Below are 18,539 nucleotides of genomic sequence, written 5' to 3'. Positions count from 1 at the left end.
CATTCACGAAATGAATCCGCGTTCAAAATCCGAACGGCCCCTCAAGGAACGCCTCCGGGAAGCCGTCCGAGGAGAGATCCTGGCCGCGGCCCAACGCGTGTTCGGCTTGCGCGGCCTGGGGGCGGCGAAGATGGAGGAGATCGCGCTCGCGGCCGGCGTGTCGGTGGGCACGCTCTACAACCACTTCGAGGATCGCGAGGCCCTGCTCCAGGCGCTGCTGGATGAGAAGCGCCAGAAGTCGCGGGCGCGGCTGGACGAAGTGCTGGAGCGCACGCGCTCGGCGCCCTTCCGGGAGCAGCTCACCGAGTTCCTGCGCGCGACGGTGGAGAACTTCATCGAGCACCGGGCGCTGTTCACCATGCTGGCCGAGGACGAGATGCGCGGGGGCAAAGGGCGCTTGCGCAGCCAGGCGGCGCTCAAGGAGGTCACCGCGCGCTATCAGCAGCTCGTGGACCGGGGGCTCGAGCAAGGAGCGCTCCGGCCACAGGACTCGGCGCTCTACGCCCCCCTCCTGCTGGGCTTCCTCCGAGGCCTGTTCATGCAGTCCACATGGGACGAGACGCTGCCTCTCTCGCCGGAGCTGGTCGAGTCCATGGTTCGAATCTTTCTGGAAGGCGCAGGTACCCGGACATGAGTGCTGCCGTCACCGCCGCGGGCCCGGCCCGGCCCCCCGTCAACAAGTGGCTCGTCACGATCTCGATCTCGTTCGGCACGCTGATGGGTGCCATTGACGCGTCGATCGTGAACGTGGCGCTGCCGCACATCCGCGGCGCCGTGGGCGCCACCGTCCAGGAGATCACCTGGATCAGCACCGCCTACGCCATCGCGCTGGTGCTCGTCATGCCGCTCACCGGCTTCCTCGGGCGCCTGTTCGGACAGAAGAACGTCTACCTGTTCTGCCTCGTCCTCTTCCTGGCGGGCTCCGCGCTCTGCGGTGTGGCGACCTCCCTGCCCGCGCTGGTCTTCTTCCGAGTCCTGCAAGGGCTGGGCGCCGGCGCGCTCCAGCCCACGGAGCAGGCCATCCTCCGCCAGACGTTCCCGCCCAAGGAGCAGGGCATGGCGATGGCCCTGTTCGGCATGGCCGTCATGCTGGGGCCGGCGATCGGCCCCACGCTGGGTGGCTACATCGTCGATCACTGGCACTGGTCGTGGATCTTCTTCATCAACCTGCCGATCGGCGTGCTGGGCCTGTTCATGGTCGCCAGCTTCGTGCACGAGGATCCGGCCATCCGCGCCGCCAACCAGCAGATGGCCGCGGCGCAGCGCCGGAACATCGACTGGTGGGGCATTGGCCTGCTCGCCGTGTCCATGTCCACGCTCTGCTACTTCCTCGAGGAGGGCTCCGCGCACGACTGGTTCGAGTCCACGCTCATCACCACGTGCTTCCTGGTCGCGGTCTTCACGCTGGCCGCGCTCATCATCCGCGAGCTCACGGCGCCCGCCCCGGCGGTGAACGTGCGGCTGTTCCGGGATCCGGTGTTCCTGTCGGGCACCGTCATCGGCGGCCTCATGTTCGCCATGCTGATGGCCAACATGTTCCTGCTGCCCATCTTCATGCAGGAGCTGCTCGGGTTCACCGCGACTCAGTCAGGCATCGCCCTCATGCCGCGCGTGCTGGTGATGATGGTGGCCGTCCCGCTGGTGGGGCGCGTCTATAACAAGATCTCCCCGCGCCTGGTCATCGCCGCGGGGATCTTCCTGGTGGCGTACGGCTCCTGGGAGATGAGCCACCTGACGCTCCAATCAGGCTCGGGGCAGGTGGTTGCCGCCCTGGCGTTCCAGGGCTTCGGGTTCGCGTGCCTCTTCGTGCCGCTGACCACGATCGCGCTGTCGAACGTCCCCAAGCACCTGCTGCCGGATGCCACGGGGCTCAACTCGCTGCTGCGGCAGCTCGGAGGCGCGATCGGCCTGGCCATCTTCGGAACGCTGATCGGCCACAACGCGACGATCGCCCGCGCCGGGATCGGCGCGCACGTGACCGAGACGAATCCCCTCGTCCAGCAGCGGCTGGCGATGGTGCAACAGGGGCTGATGGGGCGGGGCTTCGATGCGCAGAGCGCGCACCAGGCCGCGCTCGCCAGCCTCTACGGAGAGGCCACGCGCCAGTCGATGGTCCTCTCCTTCGACAAGCTCTTCCTGCTGGCCGGCATCCTGTTCCTGCTGGTGCTGCCACTGCTCGTCTTCCTCAAATACGACCCCAGCGGCAAGGTCGCTGACGTTCACCTCGAGGCCTGATCTCCATGACAACCGAAGCCACTGCATCCCAACCCTTGACGGCTCCCACTGCCCTTCCCTCGGCCCCGTCCGCGGCCGCCAGCCGTGCCGCGAAGGGACGCCGCGCGTTCTTCGTGCTGGGAGGCATCGCCGTCGCGGTGCTCCTCGCCATCGGCGGCTACTCGCTGTTCACCCATGGCCAGGTGAACACCGACGACGCGCAGATTGAAGCGGACGTGGTCCCCATGTCCGCCCGGGTCGGCAGCACGGTGCTCAATGTCCCCGTGAAGGACAACCAGACGGTGAAGGCGGGCGATGTCCTGGTGGTGCTGGATCCCGTGGACATCCAAGCCCGGCTGACCCAGGCCCAGGCCGAGCTGGCCACGGCGAAGGCCCAGGCCACCGCCGCGCACGCGCAGGAGCAGGTCTCCAACGCGACCGCGAAGGGCGGCTTCCACAGCGCGCAGGCGGTGCTGTCCGGCTCCTCGGTGGCCGTGTCGAGCGCGGACGCCCAGGTGGCCGCGGCCGAGGCGGCGCTGGCTCGCGCGAAGTCGGATGCCCACCGCACCGAGGTGGAGCTGGGCCGCTTCAAGCAGCTGAATGAGGCGGGGGCGATCTCCCAGCAGCAGCTCGACAACACGCAGGCGGCGTACGACACGGCCCAGGCCGCGCTCGCGCAGGCCAACGCGAACCTGCTGGCCGCGCAGGAGGCCAAGCGCGGAGCGGTCTCGAAGGTGGCCGAGGCAGAGGGCCGCGTCGCGCAGACGGAGAACGTGGACGCGCAGGTGGCGGCGGCGCACGCGGCCACCGAGCTGGCCGACGCCCGGGTGAAGGCGGCCGAGGCGGCCCTGGTGCTGGCGGAGAACCAGCTGCGCTACACGAAGATCGTCGCGCCGACGGATGGCGTGGTATCGAAGCTCAACGTCCACATTGGCCAGCTCGTCAGCCCGGGCACGCCGGTGGCGGAGCTGGTGCCCTCGGAGACGTATGTGGTGGCCAACTTCAAGGAGACGCAGATCGGCGGCATGCACCCGGGCGATCGGGTGAAGGTGTCGGTGGACGCATTCCCGGGCCACGAGCTGGAGGGCCGGGTGGAGAGCCTCTCGGCTGGCACCGGCGCCCGCTTCTCGATGCTGCCTCCCGACAATGCGTCCGGCAACTTCGTGAAGGTGGTGCAGCGCGTGCCGGTGCGCATTGCATGGAACAAGCCGCCGGATGTGCCGCTGCGCGCGGGCCTGTCCGCGGACGTGACGGTGTACGTCGGCTCCGCCGGCAAGTAAGGCGCTGGAGAATTCGGCACCATCGCCCCCTTTGAAGCGGCGTGCATCCCTGAGCACAATCTCCGGGCACACGGCGGATGTCGGGTCTCCCCGCCCACGTGCCCGGACATGGCCACCCTCCCTTCTGCATCAGCAACCCCGGTTGTACCTCCCCCCTCCCCTGGCCAGGAACTCCCTCGCCCCTGGCTCCTGACGTGGCTGGACTCCCTGCTCTCGGAGTCCTTGCGCAAGGCATTGCCGGCGGATCTCGTCCGCTACCGGCTCCTGGTGGGAGCCGCCTGCTTCCTGGTCCTGTTCAACCTGCTCTACACGCTGGGGGCCTTCTGCACAGGCCAGCCCACCTCTCCTCCACTCATCGCCAGTCTGCTCTACGTGGGCGTCCTGTTCCTGGCGCGCAGGGCCGCCACCGTCCAGCCGCCCGCGGCCCTCATGTTGACGGGCATGACGCTCTCGGTCGTATCCGCATGCCTGCAGGGCGATACACCCTTTGCCAGCACCCACGCCATCGTCACGCTGATCCCCGTCATCGCCGTGTACCTGGCGGGCGCTCGCGTGGGGCTCTTCGTCACCCTGCTCGTGCTCGGGACCCTCTCCGTGGGCTACCCGACCTACTTCACCCTCGCCGGGCTCTCCCTGTCGATCCCCACCCCGGGCCTGTTCTGGTTCATGCACGTGTTCTCCGGCCTGTGCCTGCTGGGCGCCTGGGGCGTGGGCACGCTGCACAACCTGGCGCGGGACTCCGCCCAAAGCTCGCTCGAGCGGACGCTGAAGGCCCTGCAGCAGAGCGAGAACAAGCTCAGCAACCTGCTGGAGAGCACGGATGATCCGGTGCTCTCCCTGGACAGGCAGGGCCGGCTGATTGCCACCAACTCCGCGGCGCGGCAGTTTCACCTCCAATGCTTCGGCAAGGCGCCCGTGGTGGGCCAGCGCTTCTGGATGGAGGAGCCGGAGCGCCAACAGCGCTGGGCTCCCTACGTGGCCAAGGTGCACGCCGGGCAGCGCGCGCGGTTCGAGGACGAGTACGAGGTGCAGGGCTCACGCCGCCTCATGGACATCAGCCTCAGCCCCCTGCTGGACACGGACAGCCAGCCGGTGGGGATGACGGTCTTCGCGCGGGACATCACCTCCCGTAAGGAGGCCGAGGCCCGGCTGGGGGAGCTGCACCGCACGCTGGTGGATGTGTCCCGGCAGGCGGGCATGGCGGAGGTGGCCACCGGCGTGCTCCACAACGTGGGCAACACCCTCAACAGCGTCAACATCTCCACCGGCCTGGTCATGGACCGGCTCCGCCAGTCGCGCGTCTCCAACCTGGCCAGGGCCGTCCAGCTCCTGCGCGAGCACACCGCCGACGTCCCCTCCTTCCTCACCCAGGATCCGCGGGGCCAGAAGCTCCCGGACTACCTCACGGCCGTGTCCGAGCAGTTGCAAGAGGAGCGCGACGCCCTGCTCCAGGAGATGCGCGCCTTGAGCGAGGGGGTGGATCACATCAAGTCCATCGTCAGCATGCAGCAGCGGCACGCGAGCACCGCGGGCATGAGGGAGGAGGTGGCCATGCCCGCACTCATCGATGAGGCACTGCGCCTGCACGCCGCGTCCTTCGAGCAGTTGGGCATCCGCATCGAGCGCGACTATGCCTCGGTGCCTCCCCTCTCGGTGGACCGGCACAAGCTGCTGCAGATCCTCGTCAACCTGCTGAGCAACGCGCGCCACGCCTTGATGGAGAGCCCACGGGAGGACAAGCGGCTGAGCATCGGCATCCGGCGGGATCCGGACGGCGGGCGGGTGCTCATCGAGGTGACGGACAACGGCGTGGGCATCGCGCCGGAGAACCTGACGCGCCTTTTCACGCAGGGCTTCACCACCAAGAAGACAGGCCATGGCTTCGGCCTGCACATCAGCGCCCTGGCCGCCGCGGAGCTCCAGGGGCGGCTGACCTGCTCCAGCCCCGGCCCCGGGCAGGGAGCCACCTTCACCCTCGAGCTGCCGCTGGCGGCGGGGCCCGAGTCCTGAGCGGGAGGAGCCCGGGAACTCCCCACCCTGCCGGTGGCGCCCCTCGGAGACAGAGGGGCGCAACTTTTGCGGGGTACGCCCGATAACTCCATCAAGCCGTTCCCATTTCCGGCAAACCCTGGTTTGCCGGGCACCCTTCGTTCTAGACTCCCCATCCGCTTCGTGCGCCCCGCCGCCCGTAGGAGGCTCCCATGACCTCGCCCATCGACAACCGCTCCCGGCTCACCCGCGCCAACACCGCCCCTGTGCAGCGCCCTGAGCCCAAGCCGCAGGTTCAGCGCACCAACACCGCGCCGGCCAAGAGCTCGCCGGCCCCGGTGAAGGACGGGATGGCGAGCCAGGCGGCCAGCGCCAAGCCCTCTTTCGCCTCCAGCGCGGGCCGCTTCTTCAGCTCGCTCAAGGACGCGGCGAAGAACTGGCACAAGGGCGCCGTGGAGACGGGGACCAAGGCCGCGGTGGCCTCGGGCGTGGGCACGTTCGGCATCCTCAAGAGCGCCGGCGGCGCGGTGGGCGGCGCGTTCGGCATCGTCTCCGGCATCAAGAACACCATCGCCGGCATCAAGAGCGGTGACGGGCACCAGATCGCCGGCGGCGTGCTGAGCACCGCCAAGAGCGCCGTGAACACCGTCAAGGGCGGCCTGGCCACCGCCGCCGCCATCGAGTCGCACCTGGGCCTCAAGAGCGTGGAGAAGGCCGCGCTGGCCGCCGTGGGCGACGGCAGCAAGCTGAGCAAGACCATTGCCAAGTCGGCCGCCGAGGCCGTCCACCTGGGCAAGGACTTCACCAAGCTGGACGTGCTCACCCATGCGGCCAAGTCCACGGGCTTCCTGGGCAAGCTGGGCACCACGCTCAAGTCGGGTGCCTCCAGCCTGCTGGGCAAGCTGCCCGGTGAGGCCGCCGCCAAGCTGGCCGGCAAGCTCGACGCCAACATCATCAAGACCGGCGCGCTGGCGCTGGGCGGCGACGCCAAGGGCGTGGCCACCGCGCTCAAGACGGCCGAGGCCGCCACCAAGGGCGCCGAGGTCGCCGCCAAGGGCGCTGGCACCGCCGCCAAGCTGGCGGGCCGCTTCGCCCCCGGCGTCAACGTGGCCATCGCCGCGCTGGACGTGGGCATCGCCGTCAAGACGATCACCGATCCCAAGGCGAGCATCGCCGCCAAGGTGACCTCGGGCATCACCGCCCTGGGCTCGGTGGCCGCCGCCACCAACATCCCCATCGTGTCGCAGGTGGGCGCGGCCGTCTCCGTCGCCTCCACGGCCGTGGGCATGGCCATCGAGAACTTCGGGGCCATCAAGAACGTCGCTTCGAAGGTAGGCTCGGCCGTCGCCGATGGCGCGAAGAAGGTAGGCTCGGCCATCGCTGACGGCGCGAAGAAGATCTTCAGCGGCTGGTAGTAGACTCGGCGCCAGGGAGCGCACGGAATGGATTCGAAGAAGAACGGCTCGACAACCCCCTCCGGCAGGAAGCCCCTCGAGGTGCCCCTGTACGTGCCCCCCGCGAAGCAGGCCGCGCGGGGGCAGCCGGTGGAGTTGCCGCCGGTGCAAGCCCCCTCGCTGGAGGGACTGGCCGTCAAGGTCCCCGCCCCCGAGGGCTTCACCGCGGACGAGGTTCGCGAGCGCTTCCTGGAGCTGGCGCGCCCCTTCGCCGCCGAGCGCCCGCGCCTGCCCACCGAGCCGATCGCCTGGGGAGACGAGGTGCTGCTCAACCTGGCGGGCTACTCGAATGGGAAGCTCATTCCGTTCAGCGTGAAGACGGACGTGTGGCTGCCCATGGAGCCCGAGCCGCTGCTGCCCGGGCTGTACGAGGCGATCGTCGGCCAGGTGCCCACCGAGGGGCTCGTGGTGGACCTCACCCTGCCGGACACCTACCCCGTCGAGTCTCTGCGGGGCACGCCCGCGCGCTTCCTGGTCCACATCCAGGCGGCACGTCAGGTGAACTACCCGAACCTGGAGAGCCCCGAGTTCCTCCAGGCCTTTGGCCGCGGCAAGACCATCGAAGAGGCCACCCAGAGCGTGGTGGCGCAGATGACGGAGGAGCACACCCAGCTGCTGCTCTTGCAGGCCCGGCAGCAGGTGCTGACCGAGGTGGCCCGGCGCACGCAGGTGGAGATCCCTCGCGAGCTGGTGGACGAGGAGATCCGCCGCCGCTGGGGCGCCAGCGAGGGCGCCTCCGTGGCGGAGCTGAACTTCTCGGACGAGGAGCAGGAGGAGTCGCTCAACAGCTGGCTCCAGGACGAGGGCCTGCGCCAGGAGGTGGAGCTGCGATTGCGCATCGCCCTGGCGCTGGGCGCGATCGTCAAGCGGGACGGCCTGCAGCTCACCCCCGCGCACGTGGAGAAGCTGTTGCGCGAGGAGGCCGAGTCCCAGGGGCTGTCACCGGCCGAGGTGGCCGCCTCGCTGAAGGCCGAGCCCCAGCAGCAGGCCCTCCTCGAGCAGGCGGCCTGGCACCTCATGGCGGTGGATTACGTCATGAAGAAGGCGAAGATCGAGTTCGAGGGAGCCTGAGCTCCCGCTCACGGAGTGCTCACGGAGTGCTCACGGCGAACCGCCGCCCGCTGCGGGCTGGAAGAGCTTGGACAACTGCCAGGCGTCCTGCCCGGTCGAGCGGACATCGTCAATCAGCCAGCGGCCCTTCTCCAGGACGAGGCTGTAGCGCAGGTCCTGCTGGGTGAAGTTCTTGAAGGTCGCCTTGACCTCGGCGCGCGTGTCCTGGCGGCTGAGCAGCTCCAGGTGCAGGGTCTTCTGCCATCCGTCCTCGGTGTCCTGCCCGTTCACATAGAAGGCGAAGTCGATACTGCCGAGGCCGTCTCCGCGCTTCTTGGCTGCCTTGTCATCGCGGACGAACAAGCCCTTCAGCCGCTTCGAGTAGAAGCCATACGCGCGGATGTTGTCCTTCGCGTAGAAGGCGCGCACCGTCTCCACCGGATCCTCCGCGGACTGGGCGAGGGCCTGGGACGGGGCCAGGGACAGCAGGAGGCCAAGGACGAGCAGCAGACGCATGAGAGACCTCGGGGCGGAGGAAGGCCGCGAGTGTACCCTCGCCTCGGGCCGTCAGGGTTCCTGCTCATACCACTCCACCCTCTGTTCAGAAGGCCAAGTCTGCCGCAGGCTTGCCAGCAATAGGCGCGGAGGTGCTTCGTAGGGAAGGAACAGCCCCTCTCTCCGGAGCCCGCCCATGCGCCCGATGTTCCTTCCCGCCGTGGCCCTCGCCAGCCTCCTGGCGCTTCCCGCCTTCGCGGAGGACTCGGCCCAGCCACAGCCTCCCGCCACCCAGAGCGCTCCGGCCAAAGACACCCCGGCGCCCAAGACGTCACAGAGTCCCCAGGTGCGCTGCGAGGTCCACGCCAAGGATGGCAGCCGCGCCGTTCAGGGCATGAACCTGATCGTAAACCCGGGTGAGAAGATCAAGGACGCGGTGGCGGTCGATGGGGACGTGCTGATCCGCAAGGGCGCGGTGGTCGAGGACGTCGTCGCCGTCCGCGGCAAGGTCACCATCGAGGAAGGCGCCAGAGTCCACGGGGATGCGGTCGCGCTCGGAGGCGAGCTGCACCTCCAGAAGCAGGCCCAGGTGGACGGGGATGCGGTGGCGCTCGGCGGCACCCTGCGCATGGATGAGGGGGCCAGCGTCAAGGGTGACAAGGTCAGCTTCTCCCTCTTCTTCAATGGCAATGAGCTCGCGAAGAGCTTCCTCGAGAAGGCCCTCAAGGACTCCGATTGCCGGCTCTCCCTCAACGATGACGACAAGGATGACGCGGACCACGACGATGACGACGATGATGATGACCACGACGAGTAGGCCCGCTTCGCCTCGGGCCTGGGGCCTCGACGCAGGGCGTTAAGCGCTCTCCGAGGCTGTCTCCCAGCAGCCCAGGGAGAGAGCGGAGGGGCCTCAAATCGCCGAGGAGCCTGCCTTGAGGGCAGCCGGGCGTCCTGGGACCTGCCGGGTTGTTGTCGTAGGGCTCGCCGCTTTTTGCGGCTATCTTCCGCGCACCCCTCGGCAAGGAGGCCGTCAATTCGTATTGGAGTTCCTCGAGAGATCCTCCCCGGTGAGCGGCGAGTCGCCGCCACCCCCGAGTCCATTCGCAAGCTCCGTGAGCTCGGCTTCGAGGTTGAAGTCGAGAAAGGCGCGGGCGCCGACTCTGGCATCACCGATGAGGCGTACGCCGCCGCGGGCGCAAGCCTCGCCGAGATGGCCGACACGCTCTGGAAGACGGCCGACGTCGTCGTGAAGGTCCGGCCCCCAACGCCGGAAGAGGCCACTCGGGCCCGTCCTGGCACCACGCTCATCTCGCTCCTGCAGCCGGAGCGCCACCCGGAGCTGCCCCCGGTCCTCCAGTCGCTCAAGCTGTCCGCCATCGCCCTGGAGCGCATCCCTCGCGTGACGCGCGCCCAGAAGATGGACGTGCTCAGCTCCATGGCGAACCTGGCCGGCTACCGGGCCGTGATCGAGGCCGCGCAGCACTACCAGGGCTTCTTCGGTCCACAGATCACCGCCGCGGGAGCGGCTCCCCCGGCCCGCGTGCTCATCATCGGCGCGGGAGTGGCGGGGCTGGCCGCGATCGCCGCCGCCAAGTCCCTGGGCGCGGAGGTGCGAGCCTTCGACGTGCGCGCCGCCGCGCGGGAGCAGGTCGAGAGCCTGGGCGCCACCTTCCTCCAGGTGGAGCTCCAGGAGAGCGGCGAGGGCGGAGGCGGCTACGCCAAGACGATGAGCAAGGAGTTCATCGAGGCGGAGATGGCCCTCTTCCGCAAGCAAGCCGCGGAGGTGGACATCATCATCACCACCGCGCTGGTGCCCGGCACCCGAGCGCCGATCCTCCTGCCGCGGGACGTGGTGGACAAGCTCAAGCCCTGCTCGATCGTGGTGGACATGGCCGCCGAGCAAGGCGGCAACTGCGAGCTCTGCAAGCCGGGGGAGATCGTCGAGTTCAACGGGATCAAGATCATCGGCTACACGGATCTGGCCAGCCGCATGGCCGGCACCGCCAGCCGCTTCTTCGCCAACAACCTGGTCCATCTGATCACCGAGATGGGAGCGGGCGAGAAGTTCCGCGTCGATCTGGAGAACGACGTGGTGCGCCCGGCGCTCATCACCCACGGGGGCGAGCTGCTGCCTCCGCCGGCGCGCAAGGAGCCCTCCCCCGCCGCGGCGCCCAAGCCGGCCCCGAAGCCGCCGCCCGCGGACGCGAAGCCCCAGCAGCAGGCCATCATGACCCCGAGCCGTCGCGCCTGGGGCACCACGATCGGCGGCCTGTTTGTCATTGGCCTCCTGTTCGTCCTGGGCCGCTTCGCTCCCGAGGACTTCCTCAAGCACTTCACCGTCTTCATCCTGGCGTGCTTCGTCGGCTGGCAGGTCATCTGGAGCGTCACCCCGGCCCTGCACACACCCCTGATGAGCGTCACCAACGCCATCAGCGGCATCATCATCATCGGCGGCATGCTGCAGATAGGAGGACATGTGGATCTGGCCTCCATCCTGGGCGCGCTCGCCGTGCTCGTGGCCGCCATCAACATCTCCGGCGGATTCTTCGTGACTCAACGCATGCTGAAGATGTTCCGGAAGCTGCCCGGAGGTGGCTCATGAGCGGCGTGACCGCCATCGCGTACCTCCTGTCAGGGGTGCTCTTCATCCGCAGCCTCGGCGGCCTGTCCAAGCAGGAGACCGCCGCGCGTGGCAACCTGTACGGAATGATTGGCATGGCGCTGGCCGTGGGTGTGGCCGCCGCCTCCTGGCTCATCGCCCCCGGGCAGACGTTCGGCGCCGGGCTGCCGCTGCTCATCGGCTCGGTGCTGGTGGGCTCGATCATCGGCTCGGTGCTCGCGCGCCGGGTGGAGATGACGGGCATGCCGGAGCTGGTCGCCATCCTCCACAGCTTCGTGGGCCTGGCCGCCGTGCTGGTGGGCATCTCGTCCTATCTGGAGCCCCGCTCGGGCGCGCACGAGCTGGTGGGCGCGGCGCACATCGTCGCCATGGTGGAGATCTGGGTGGGCGTGGCCGTGGGCGCGCTCACCTTCACGGGCTCGATCATCGCGTGGGCCAAGCTGCGCGGCAGCCTCTCCGGCAAGCCGCTGCTGCTGCCGGGCCGGCACGCGCTCAACGCCGCGATCGCCGCGGGCATCATCGGTCTGGCGGTGCCCTTCGCGACGGCCAGCGGGCCGGGCGCTGGGCTGGTGTGGCTGCTGATCATGACGGTGCTGGCGGGCCTGCTGGGCATCCACCTGGTGCTGGCCATCGGCGGCGCGGACATGCCGGTGGTGGTGTCGCTGCTCAACAGCTACTCGGGGTGGGCGGCGGCGGCGGCGGGCTTCGTGCTCGCCAATGATCTGCTCATCGTCACCGGGGCGCTGGTGGGCGCCAGCGGCGCGATCCTGTCCATCATCATGTGCCGGGCGATGAACCGCTCCATCCTGAACGTCGTCTTCGGCGGCTTCGGCACGGGGGACGTGAAGCCCTCCGAGGGGCCGCGCTCCGGCGAGGTGCGGGAGATCTCCGCGGACGAGACATCCGCCCGGCTGAGCGCGGCGAAGAACGTCATCATCGTGCCGGGCTACGGCATGGCGGTGGCTCGTGCGCAGAACGTGGTGGAGGAGCTCACGCGCGAACTGCGCGAGAAGGGCGTCAACGTCCGCTTCGCCATCCACCCGGTGGCGGGCCGGCTGCCTGGGCACATGAACGTGCTGCTCGCCGAGGCGGGCGTGCCGTATGACATCGTCCAGGAGATGGAGCACATCAACCGCGACTTCGCGACCACGGACGTGGTGCTGGTGATCGGCGCCAACGACATCGTCAACCCGGGCGCGCTGGATGATGCCTCCAGCCCGATCTACGGGATGCCGGTGCTGGAGGTGTGGAAGTCCAAGCTGGTGGTGGTGCTCAAGCGCGGCATGGCCGCGGGCTACGCTGGCGTGGACAACCCGCTCTTCCTCCTGGAGAACACGCGCATGCTGTTCGGCGACGCGCGCAAGTCCATCGAAGGGCTGCTGGCCTCGGTCAGCAGGTCCAAGGCGGCATAACGAAAGCGGGCCGGATCGAGCCGACAAGGCCCGTCAAGCGGGGTGAGGCTGTGGACTGAGCGCTTCATGTGCTGCGCTCAGCACGCGCCGGGTGTGGATGGCGATCATGGCCTCTTCATTCGTGGGGATCACCCAGACAGAGACACGGCTGCCGGGCCTGCTGATGCAGGGATCTCCGCGAGCGTTGGCCTCCTCATCCAGCTCCAGCCCGAGCCAGCTTGCCTCGCGACAGACCCGTGCGCGGATCGGCGCGGCGTGCTCACCAATGCCGCCGGTGAAGACCACGGCGTCGAGCCCGTGCAATGCCGCCGCCAGCGAGCCGAGCTCGCGAGCGATGCGATAAACGAACAGATCCAGCGCCTCGGCAGCGGTGGGGCTGGCGCGGGCGAGGAGCTCTCGCATGTCGCTGGATTCGCCGGAGACGCCCAGCAGGCCTGATTGCTCGTAGAGGAGCCGCTCCAGCGCCCGAGCGTCCATGCCGTGCTGTTGAATCAAGTAGAGCAGGACGCCGGGATCCATCGAACCGCAGCGGGTGCCCATCACGAGGCCATCCAATGTGGAGAGGCCCATGGTCGTCGCCACGCTGCGTCCCTCGAGCAAGGCGCACATGCTCGCGCCGTTCCCGAGGTGAGCGACGACCGTACGCCCTTCAGCGGCCCTGGGATCCGCGCTCGGGAGCGCGGAGGCAATGTATTCGTAGGAGAGCCCGTGAAACCCATAGCGGCGGATGCCCTCTTCGGCATAACGGCGCGGCAAGGCGAAGGCCTGAGCCACGGGCGGTTGGGTGCGGTGAAACGCGGTATCGAAGCATGCGACCTGCGCCACGGATGGCGCCGCTTGTGTGACGGCCTTGATCGCCCCCAGGCAGTGGGGTTGGTGCAGCGGCGCTAGAGGAATGAGCTTCTCCAGCTCCGCCACTACCGCCGCGTCAATGAGCGCGGGCCCGGAGAAACGCGCGCCGCCATGCACCACCCGGTGTCCGACGGCCTCGATATGACGCCCGCCGAGTACTCCCCCTCGCCCCCAGGCGAACAGATGGTCGATGGCGCCGTCGTACCCGAGCCGCGTTCCGGGGGCCCAGTCCTTCATGCCGATGATGGCGCCGTCCGCGCGCGCCACGAACCGCGGACGGGCCGAGATCTCCTCGAACCCCCCTCGCAGGAGAAGACGCGGGGGAGTCTCATCGACGAAGACGGCGAACTTCAGGCTCGAGGAACCGGCGTTGAGCACCAGCAGCGCGCCCGGCCCGTCTCTCTCTTCCAAAGTCCGCCGTCCCATGTGCGAGCCTCAGTCCGGCCAGGTCCAGTCGGCGATCTCAGGACGATCCCGGCCGTGTTCGTGCGCGTAGGTCAGGTTGTCGATGATCGCGTTCCTCAGCTCCTCCTTCAGGTGCCCCGCCTTCTCGCGCAGCTTCGGCACGCGATCGATCACGTCGATGGCCAGATGGAACCGAGACGTCTCGTTCAGGATGGCCAGCTCGAACGGTGTGTTGATATTGCCTTTCTCCTTGTAGCCATGCACATGCAGGTTGTCGTGGTTCTTGAAACGATAGGTGAGCTTGTGAATGAGCGATGAGTATCCGTGGAAGCTGAAGATGATGGGCTTGTCCGCCGTGAAGATGCTCTCGAGATCGCGTTCGGACGACCCGTGCGGATGATCCGTCGCCAACTGGAGCTTGAACAGGTCAACGACGTTGACGAAGCGCAGCTTCAAGCCCGGGGCGCGCTCGCGCAGGATCGCCGCGGCGGCCAGCGCCTCTTGCGTGGCGACGTCGCCGCAGCAAGCCAAGACGACGTCCGGCTCCGCGTCCTCGTCCGTGCTGGCCCTCTTCCAGATGCCCAGGCCCTTGGCGCAATGGATGATGGCCTGGTCCATGGTGGTGAACTGCAGGTGCTTCTGCTTGTCGGCGACGATGACGTTGACGCAGTCGGTGCTGCGCAGACACTGGTCCGCCACCACCAACAGGGTATTGGCGTCCGGAGGCAGGTAGATACGCGTGACCGATGCGGACTTGTTGGTCACCAGATCAATGAACCCCGGATCTTGATGTGAGAACCCGTTGTGGTCCTGACGCCACACCGTCGAGGAGAGCAGGATGTTCTCCGAAGCGACGGACGCTCTCCATTTCACGTGGTTCTTGCTGATGTCCAACCACTTGGCGTGCTGGTTGAACATGGAGTCGACGACGTGGGCAAACGCCTCGTACGTGTGGAAGAAGCCGTGGCGTCCCGTGAGCACATAACCCTCGAGCCAGCCGAGCAACGTGTGCTCCGACAGCATCTCCATGACGCGGCCGTCACGCGAGAGCTCGCCGCCGTCGGCGTCCTCCGGCAACAGGTCCGCCATCCAGGTCTTCTTGCTCACCTGGTAGATGGCCTGGAGCCGGTTCGAGGCGGTCTCGTCCGGGCCGAAGACGCGGAAGCTCGTCATGTTGTTTCGCATCACGTCACGCAGATAATCGCCGAGGGGCTTCGTGTTCTCATGCAGCGTGGTGCCATGCGCTTCGACCTTCACTGCATAGGCGCGGAAGTCGGGAAGCTTGAGGGCCTTGCGAAGCACACCGCCGTTGGCGTGCGGGTTCGCGCTCATTCGCCGGTTCCCTTTGGGCGGAAGCGCCCTGAGCTCGGGGATCAGCGTTCCGCGCTCATCGAACAGCTCCTCGGGCCGGTAGCTGCGCATCCATTCCTCGAGAGCCTTCAAGTGAGACGGGTTCTCCCGCACCTGGGCGAAAGGAACCTGGTGTGATCGCCAGAAGCCCTCCAGCTTGTGCCCCTCCATCTCCTTCGGTCCGGTCCACCCCTTGGGCGCGCGCAGAACGATCATGGGCCAGCGCGGACGCGTCGCGGTGCCCGATCTCCGTGCCTCTCTTTGCAGGTCTCGAATCTCCTCGACGGCGTGCTCCAGGGTCCAGGCCATCTTCTGGTGCATCAGGGCCGGATCGCTGCCTTCGACGAAATAAGGCTTGTAGCCGTAGCCCACAAACAAGGACTCCAGCTCCTCGTGGCTGATGCGGGAGAGGATGGTCGGGTTGGCGATCTTGTAGCCGTTGAGGTTCAGGATCGGCAGCACGGCGCCATCTCGCACAGGGTTGATGAACTTGTTCGAGTGCCATGCCGTCGCGAGCGGCCCGGTCTCCGCTTCCCCGTCGCCCACGACGCAGGCGACGATGAGGTCGGGATTATCGAAGGCCATGCCGTACGCATGGGAGAGGCTGTAGCCCAGCTCGCCGCCCTCATGGATGGAGCCCGGCGTCTCCGGGGTGACATGGCTGCCAATGTGACCGGGGAAGGAGAACTGCTTGAAGAACTTCCGCATCCCCTCCTCGTCCATGCTCTTGTCCGGATAGACCTCCGAGTAGGCACCCTCGAGGTACGCCGGCCCGAGCACGCCCGGGGCGCCGTGGCCTGGCCCGGCGACGAAGATCATGTCGAGGTCATGATTGACGATGAGCCGGTTCAGATGGACCCAGGAGAACGAGAGCGCCGGGCTCGCGCCCCAGTGGCCGAGCAACCGATATTTCACGTCCTCCGGCTTCAGGGGCCTCCGCAGCAGCGGATTGTCCTGGAGGTAGATCATCCCCACCGCGAGGTAGTTGCACGCGCGCCAGTACGCGTTCATCAGCTCCAGTTCTCTGACGGAAAGAGGTCCGCCCTTGGTTTGATCCTTGGTGGATGGAGGTGCTTCCCTGCCCTGCTCCTTGGCGGACAACGGCGTTACCAACCCCGACTCGGTAGTCCCTACTGGGTGTGCCATGGCATGTCTCCCGTCAGTGTAGAGTTTGGTCCGTAAAGCCTGGTTCGCCGGCCCTTGCGGGCGGCACCGCTGTCTGGGCAAAGGCCTCTTCGCTCTCCATGTCGCCGCGATACCTGCCCAGGGCCGCCGCGCTATCGCATAGGGCGCGGTGGTAGAACACCCGCTGGCCGGCCGGCACATTCTCGCGCCGGCCCTGCCAGGCCGCGAGCGCCTCGTCCTGTAGCGCGCGCCCGTATGAGTAGCTCAGCGTCCAAGGCTTTGGGCTGTCCAGCTGATTGATGGCGTTGAGGTGCTCGGTCGCCAGGACATGATTCTGTCCTCCGGATAGGAAGACAACTCCTGGGACCGCGGGCGGCACGTGCCGCGTCAGGGTGCGCAAGGTCGCCACCGCCACCTCCTCCACCGAGGCCTGCCTGCCGGAATCGTGGCCGGCGATGACCATGTTGGGTTTGAGCAACATCCCCTCCAGTGACACCTTCTGGTCGAAGAGCTGATCGAAGACCGTTTGCAGCACGACCCCCGTCACTTCCTCGCACCGTTCGAGGCTGTGCACTCCATCCATCAGGACTTCAGGCTCTACAATCGGCACCAGGCCCTGCTCCTGGCAGAGGGCGGCGTAGCGCGCGAGCGCGTGAGCGTTTGCGTGCACACACCGCGCGGTCGGCAGCCCATCGCGGATGATGAAGACCGCGCGCCACTTGGCGAAGCGCGCCCCCATGTTGTGGTACTCCTCGAGACGCTTGCGGAGCCCGTCGAGCCCTTCCGTGACGAACTCTCCCGGCGCACCGGCCAGTGGGTGCACGCCCTCATCAACCTTGATGCCTGGAATGACGCCGCGGTCTACCAGCAGATCAATCAGCGGTATGCCGGTCACGCTCTTCTGTCGAATCGTCTCGTCTTGCAGGATGACCCCGCCAATGAATGAGGCGACATTGGGCGTACTGAAGAGCATCTCGCGGTAGTCGCGACGACTGTCCGCGGTCGACTCGATCCCGCGGGCGGTCAGGCGCTTCGTGATCGTAGGGACTGTCTCGTCCGCCGCCAGAATGCCCTTCCCATCAGCAACGATCGCTCGCGCGGTCTCGTCGAGGCTTGACGTTGTCGTCATGTCCTCCTCCCATTCGTTGGCAAAAACCTGATGGCCCCCCGTCGCCCCGACAACCTGCAAGGTGCCGATCGAAAAATGGGCCAGTCGCAGAGCCACCAAGGAGCGGAGGGCCGGATGGTGCTGGCCGTGCTGCAGTACCATTTCACAGTGCCATCTTGATCAGGCGGCAGCGCCTGACGTGCGATTGCATCGGCGAGCGGGCGAGCGCTGGAGACAGCCATGACAATCAAATTGCTCATAGCGGACGTCGACGGGACCCTCGTGACGCGAGACAAGGTCCTCACGGCCCGGACATGCGAGGCAGTCGCCCGGCTGCGCGCCAGCGGCGTGCTGTTCACCATCACCAGCGGGCGGCCACCGCGTGGGCTGGCAGCGCTGGTCGCCCCGCTGCAGCTCACAGCTCCCTTGGCCGGCTTCAACGGTGGCGTGTACGTCAAGCCCGATGATCTGACGACGGTGTTGGTGCAGAGGACCATTCCTCCCGACGTTGCCAGGCAGGCAGTCGACTACCTGCTGCAGGCGGGGCTCGATGTCTGGGTGTATCAGGGCGCCGATTGGTTCCTCCGCAGACCCGATGCGTTCCGCGTGGAGAGAGAGAGGAGCAACGTCGGGTTCGACCCGGTCGTGATCGAGGATCTGCACAGCGTGCTCGACGCGCCCATCAAGATCGTCGGCGTGAGCGAGGATCGAGCGTTGGTCGAGCGTTGCGAAGCCGAGCTCAGCCAGCGGCTGGGCACCGATGCATCAGCGGCACGATCGACGCCCTATTATCTCGACATCACACACCCCGAAGCGAACAAGGGCATGGTCGTGCGCGAGGCCGCGCGCCTCCTCCAGCTTCCCCTCGATGAGATCGCGACCATCGGTGACATGTCCAACGACATACCGATGCTGAACGCCGCCGGCCTTGGGATCGCCATGGGCAACGCCAACCCCGAGGTCCAGCGCGTTGCACGCCACGTCACGCGCTCCAACGACGAGGACGGGTTCGCCTACGCGGTCGATTCCTTCATCCTGGGCGAGCCACCGCTCACACGGACAAGGCTCGGGCTCCCGCCCCGCACGCGCGCCTGCATCTTCGGTCTCGATGGCGTACTCACCCAAACCGCCGACCTCCACGCCAAGGCCTGGAAGCAACTGTGCGACCACTACCTGCGGCAACGG

General features: G+C 67.6%; 14 protein-coding genes. 10 read left to right on the top strand and 4 right to left on the bottom strand.

Annotated features, from left to right (window positions below; all coding sequences use genetic code 11):
- Positions 1–10 precede the first annotated feature (10 nt).
- From ACJ8AT_RS25760 to ACJ8AT_RS25735, 6 genes are all read left to right on the top strand, one after another.
- Positions 11–634 (top strand): TetR/AcrR family transcriptional regulator, encoded by a 624-nt coding sequence (locus ACJ8AT_RS25760; RefSeq protein WP_407740508.1) that lies wholly within the window; start codon positions 11–13, stop codon positions 632–634.
- Positions 631–2,235 (top strand): DHA2 family efflux MFS transporter permease subunit, encoded by a 1,605-nt coding sequence (locus ACJ8AT_RS25755; protein WP_407740507.1) that lies wholly within the window; start codon positions 631–633, stop codon positions 2,233–2,235. Before ACJ8AT_RS25760 ends, ACJ8AT_RS25755 begins: the two co-directional genes overlap by 4 nt.
- A gap of 35 nt (positions 2,236–2,270) precedes the next feature.
- A complete protein-coding gene (locus ACJ8AT_RS25750) occupies positions 2,271–3,494 on the top strand; it encodes an HlyD family secretion protein (protein WP_407740506.1) in 1,224 nt (407 codons plus the stop codon).
- A 222-nt stretch (positions 3,495–3,716) separates the two neighbouring features.
- Positions 3,717–5,504, top strand: a complete 1,788-nt coding sequence (locus tag ACJ8AT_RS25745) for a two-component system sensor histidine kinase NtrB (protein ID WP_407740505.1) — start codon at positions 3,717–3,719, stop codon at positions 5,502–5,504.
- A 191-nt stretch (positions 5,505–5,695) separates the two neighbouring features.
- Complete coding sequence (locus ACJ8AT_RS25740; RefSeq protein WP_407740504.1) at positions 5,696–6,898, top strand: hypothetical protein; 1,203 nt, start codon at positions 5,696–5,698, stop codon at positions 6,896–6,898.
- Between the two features lie 27 nt (positions 6,899–6,925).
- Positions 6,926–8,008, top strand: coding sequence for a peptidylprolyl isomerase (locus tag ACJ8AT_RS25735; RefSeq protein WP_407740503.1), 1,083 nt, complete (start codon positions 6,926–6,928; stop codon positions 8,006–8,008).
- Between the two features lie 30 nt (positions 8,009–8,038).
- Here the strand turns inward: ACJ8AT_RS25735 and ACJ8AT_RS25730 are convergent, their stop codons facing one another.
- A complete protein-coding gene (locus tag ACJ8AT_RS25730) occupies positions 8,039–8,503 on the bottom strand; it encodes a hypothetical protein (RefSeq protein WP_407740502.1) in 465 nt (154 codons plus the stop codon).
- A gap of 175 nt (positions 8,504–8,678) precedes the next feature.
- Between ACJ8AT_RS25730 and ACJ8AT_RS25725 the strand changes: the two genes are divergently transcribed.
- The 3 genes from ACJ8AT_RS25725 to ACJ8AT_RS25715 all read left to right on the top strand — a co-directional run bounded on the left by ACJ8AT_RS25725 (position 8,679) and on the right by ACJ8AT_RS25715 (position 12,514).
- Positions 8,679–9,299: a polymer-forming cytoskeletal protein gene (locus tag ACJ8AT_RS25725; RefSeq protein WP_407740501.1), complete on the top strand. Its 621-nt coding sequence runs from the start codon at positions 8,679–8,681 to the stop codon at positions 9,297–9,299.
- A gap of 174 nt (positions 9,300–9,473) precedes the next feature.
- Positions 9,474–11,084, top strand: a complete 1,611-nt coding sequence (locus ACJ8AT_RS25720) for a Re/Si-specific NAD(P)(+) transhydrogenase subunit alpha (RefSeq protein ID WP_407740500.1) — start codon at positions 9,474–9,476, stop codon at positions 11,082–11,084.
- Positions 11,081–12,514, top strand: coding sequence for an NAD(P)(+) transhydrogenase (Re/Si-specific) subunit beta (locus ACJ8AT_RS25715; protein ID WP_407740499.1), 1,434 nt, complete (start codon positions 11,081–11,083; stop codon positions 12,512–12,514). Before ACJ8AT_RS25720 ends, ACJ8AT_RS25715 begins: the two co-directional genes overlap by 4 nt.
- Before the next feature lie 33 nt (positions 12,515–12,547).
- Here the strand turns inward: ACJ8AT_RS25715 and ACJ8AT_RS25710 are convergent, their stop codons facing one another.
- From ACJ8AT_RS25710 to ACJ8AT_RS25700, 3 genes are read right to left on the bottom strand one after another with little or no spacing between them, the layout of a single operon-like run.
- Positions 12,548–13,792 carry an acetate/propionate family kinase gene (locus tag ACJ8AT_RS25710; RefSeq protein ID WP_407740498.1) on the bottom strand — a complete coding sequence of 415 codons (1,245 nt, stop codon included), beginning with the start codon at positions 13,790–13,792 and terminating at the stop codon, positions 12,548–12,550.
- A 9-nt stretch (positions 13,793–13,801) separates the two neighbouring features.
- The gene (locus ACJ8AT_RS25705) at positions 13,802–16,267 is read right to left on the bottom strand and encodes a phosphoketolase (RefSeq protein ID WP_407740539.1); all 2,466 of its coding nucleotides are present in this window, start codon (positions 16,265–16,267) and stop codon (positions 13,802–13,804) included.
- Between the two features lie 13 nt (positions 16,268–16,280).
- Positions 16,281–17,471 (bottom strand): class I fructose-bisphosphate aldolase, encoded by a 1,191-nt coding sequence (locus ACJ8AT_RS25700; RefSeq protein WP_407740497.1) that lies wholly within the window; start codon positions 17,469–17,471, stop codon positions 16,281–16,283.
- 123 nt (positions 17,472–17,594) lie between these two features.
- Here ACJ8AT_RS25700 and ACJ8AT_RS25695 point away from each other — a divergent pair.
- A partial coding sequence (locus ACJ8AT_RS25695) for a Cof-type HAD-IIB family hydrolase (RefSeq protein WP_407740496.1) occupies positions 17,595–18,539 on the top strand: 945 nt, incomplete at its 3' end.

The sequence above is a fragment of the Hyalangium sp. genome (assembly GCF_045802625.1).
Classification (GTDB): domain Bacteria; phylum Myxococcota; class Myxococcia; order Myxococcales; family Myxococcaceae; genus Hyalangium.
This window is presented reverse-complemented; position numbering and strand designations above follow the sequence as displayed.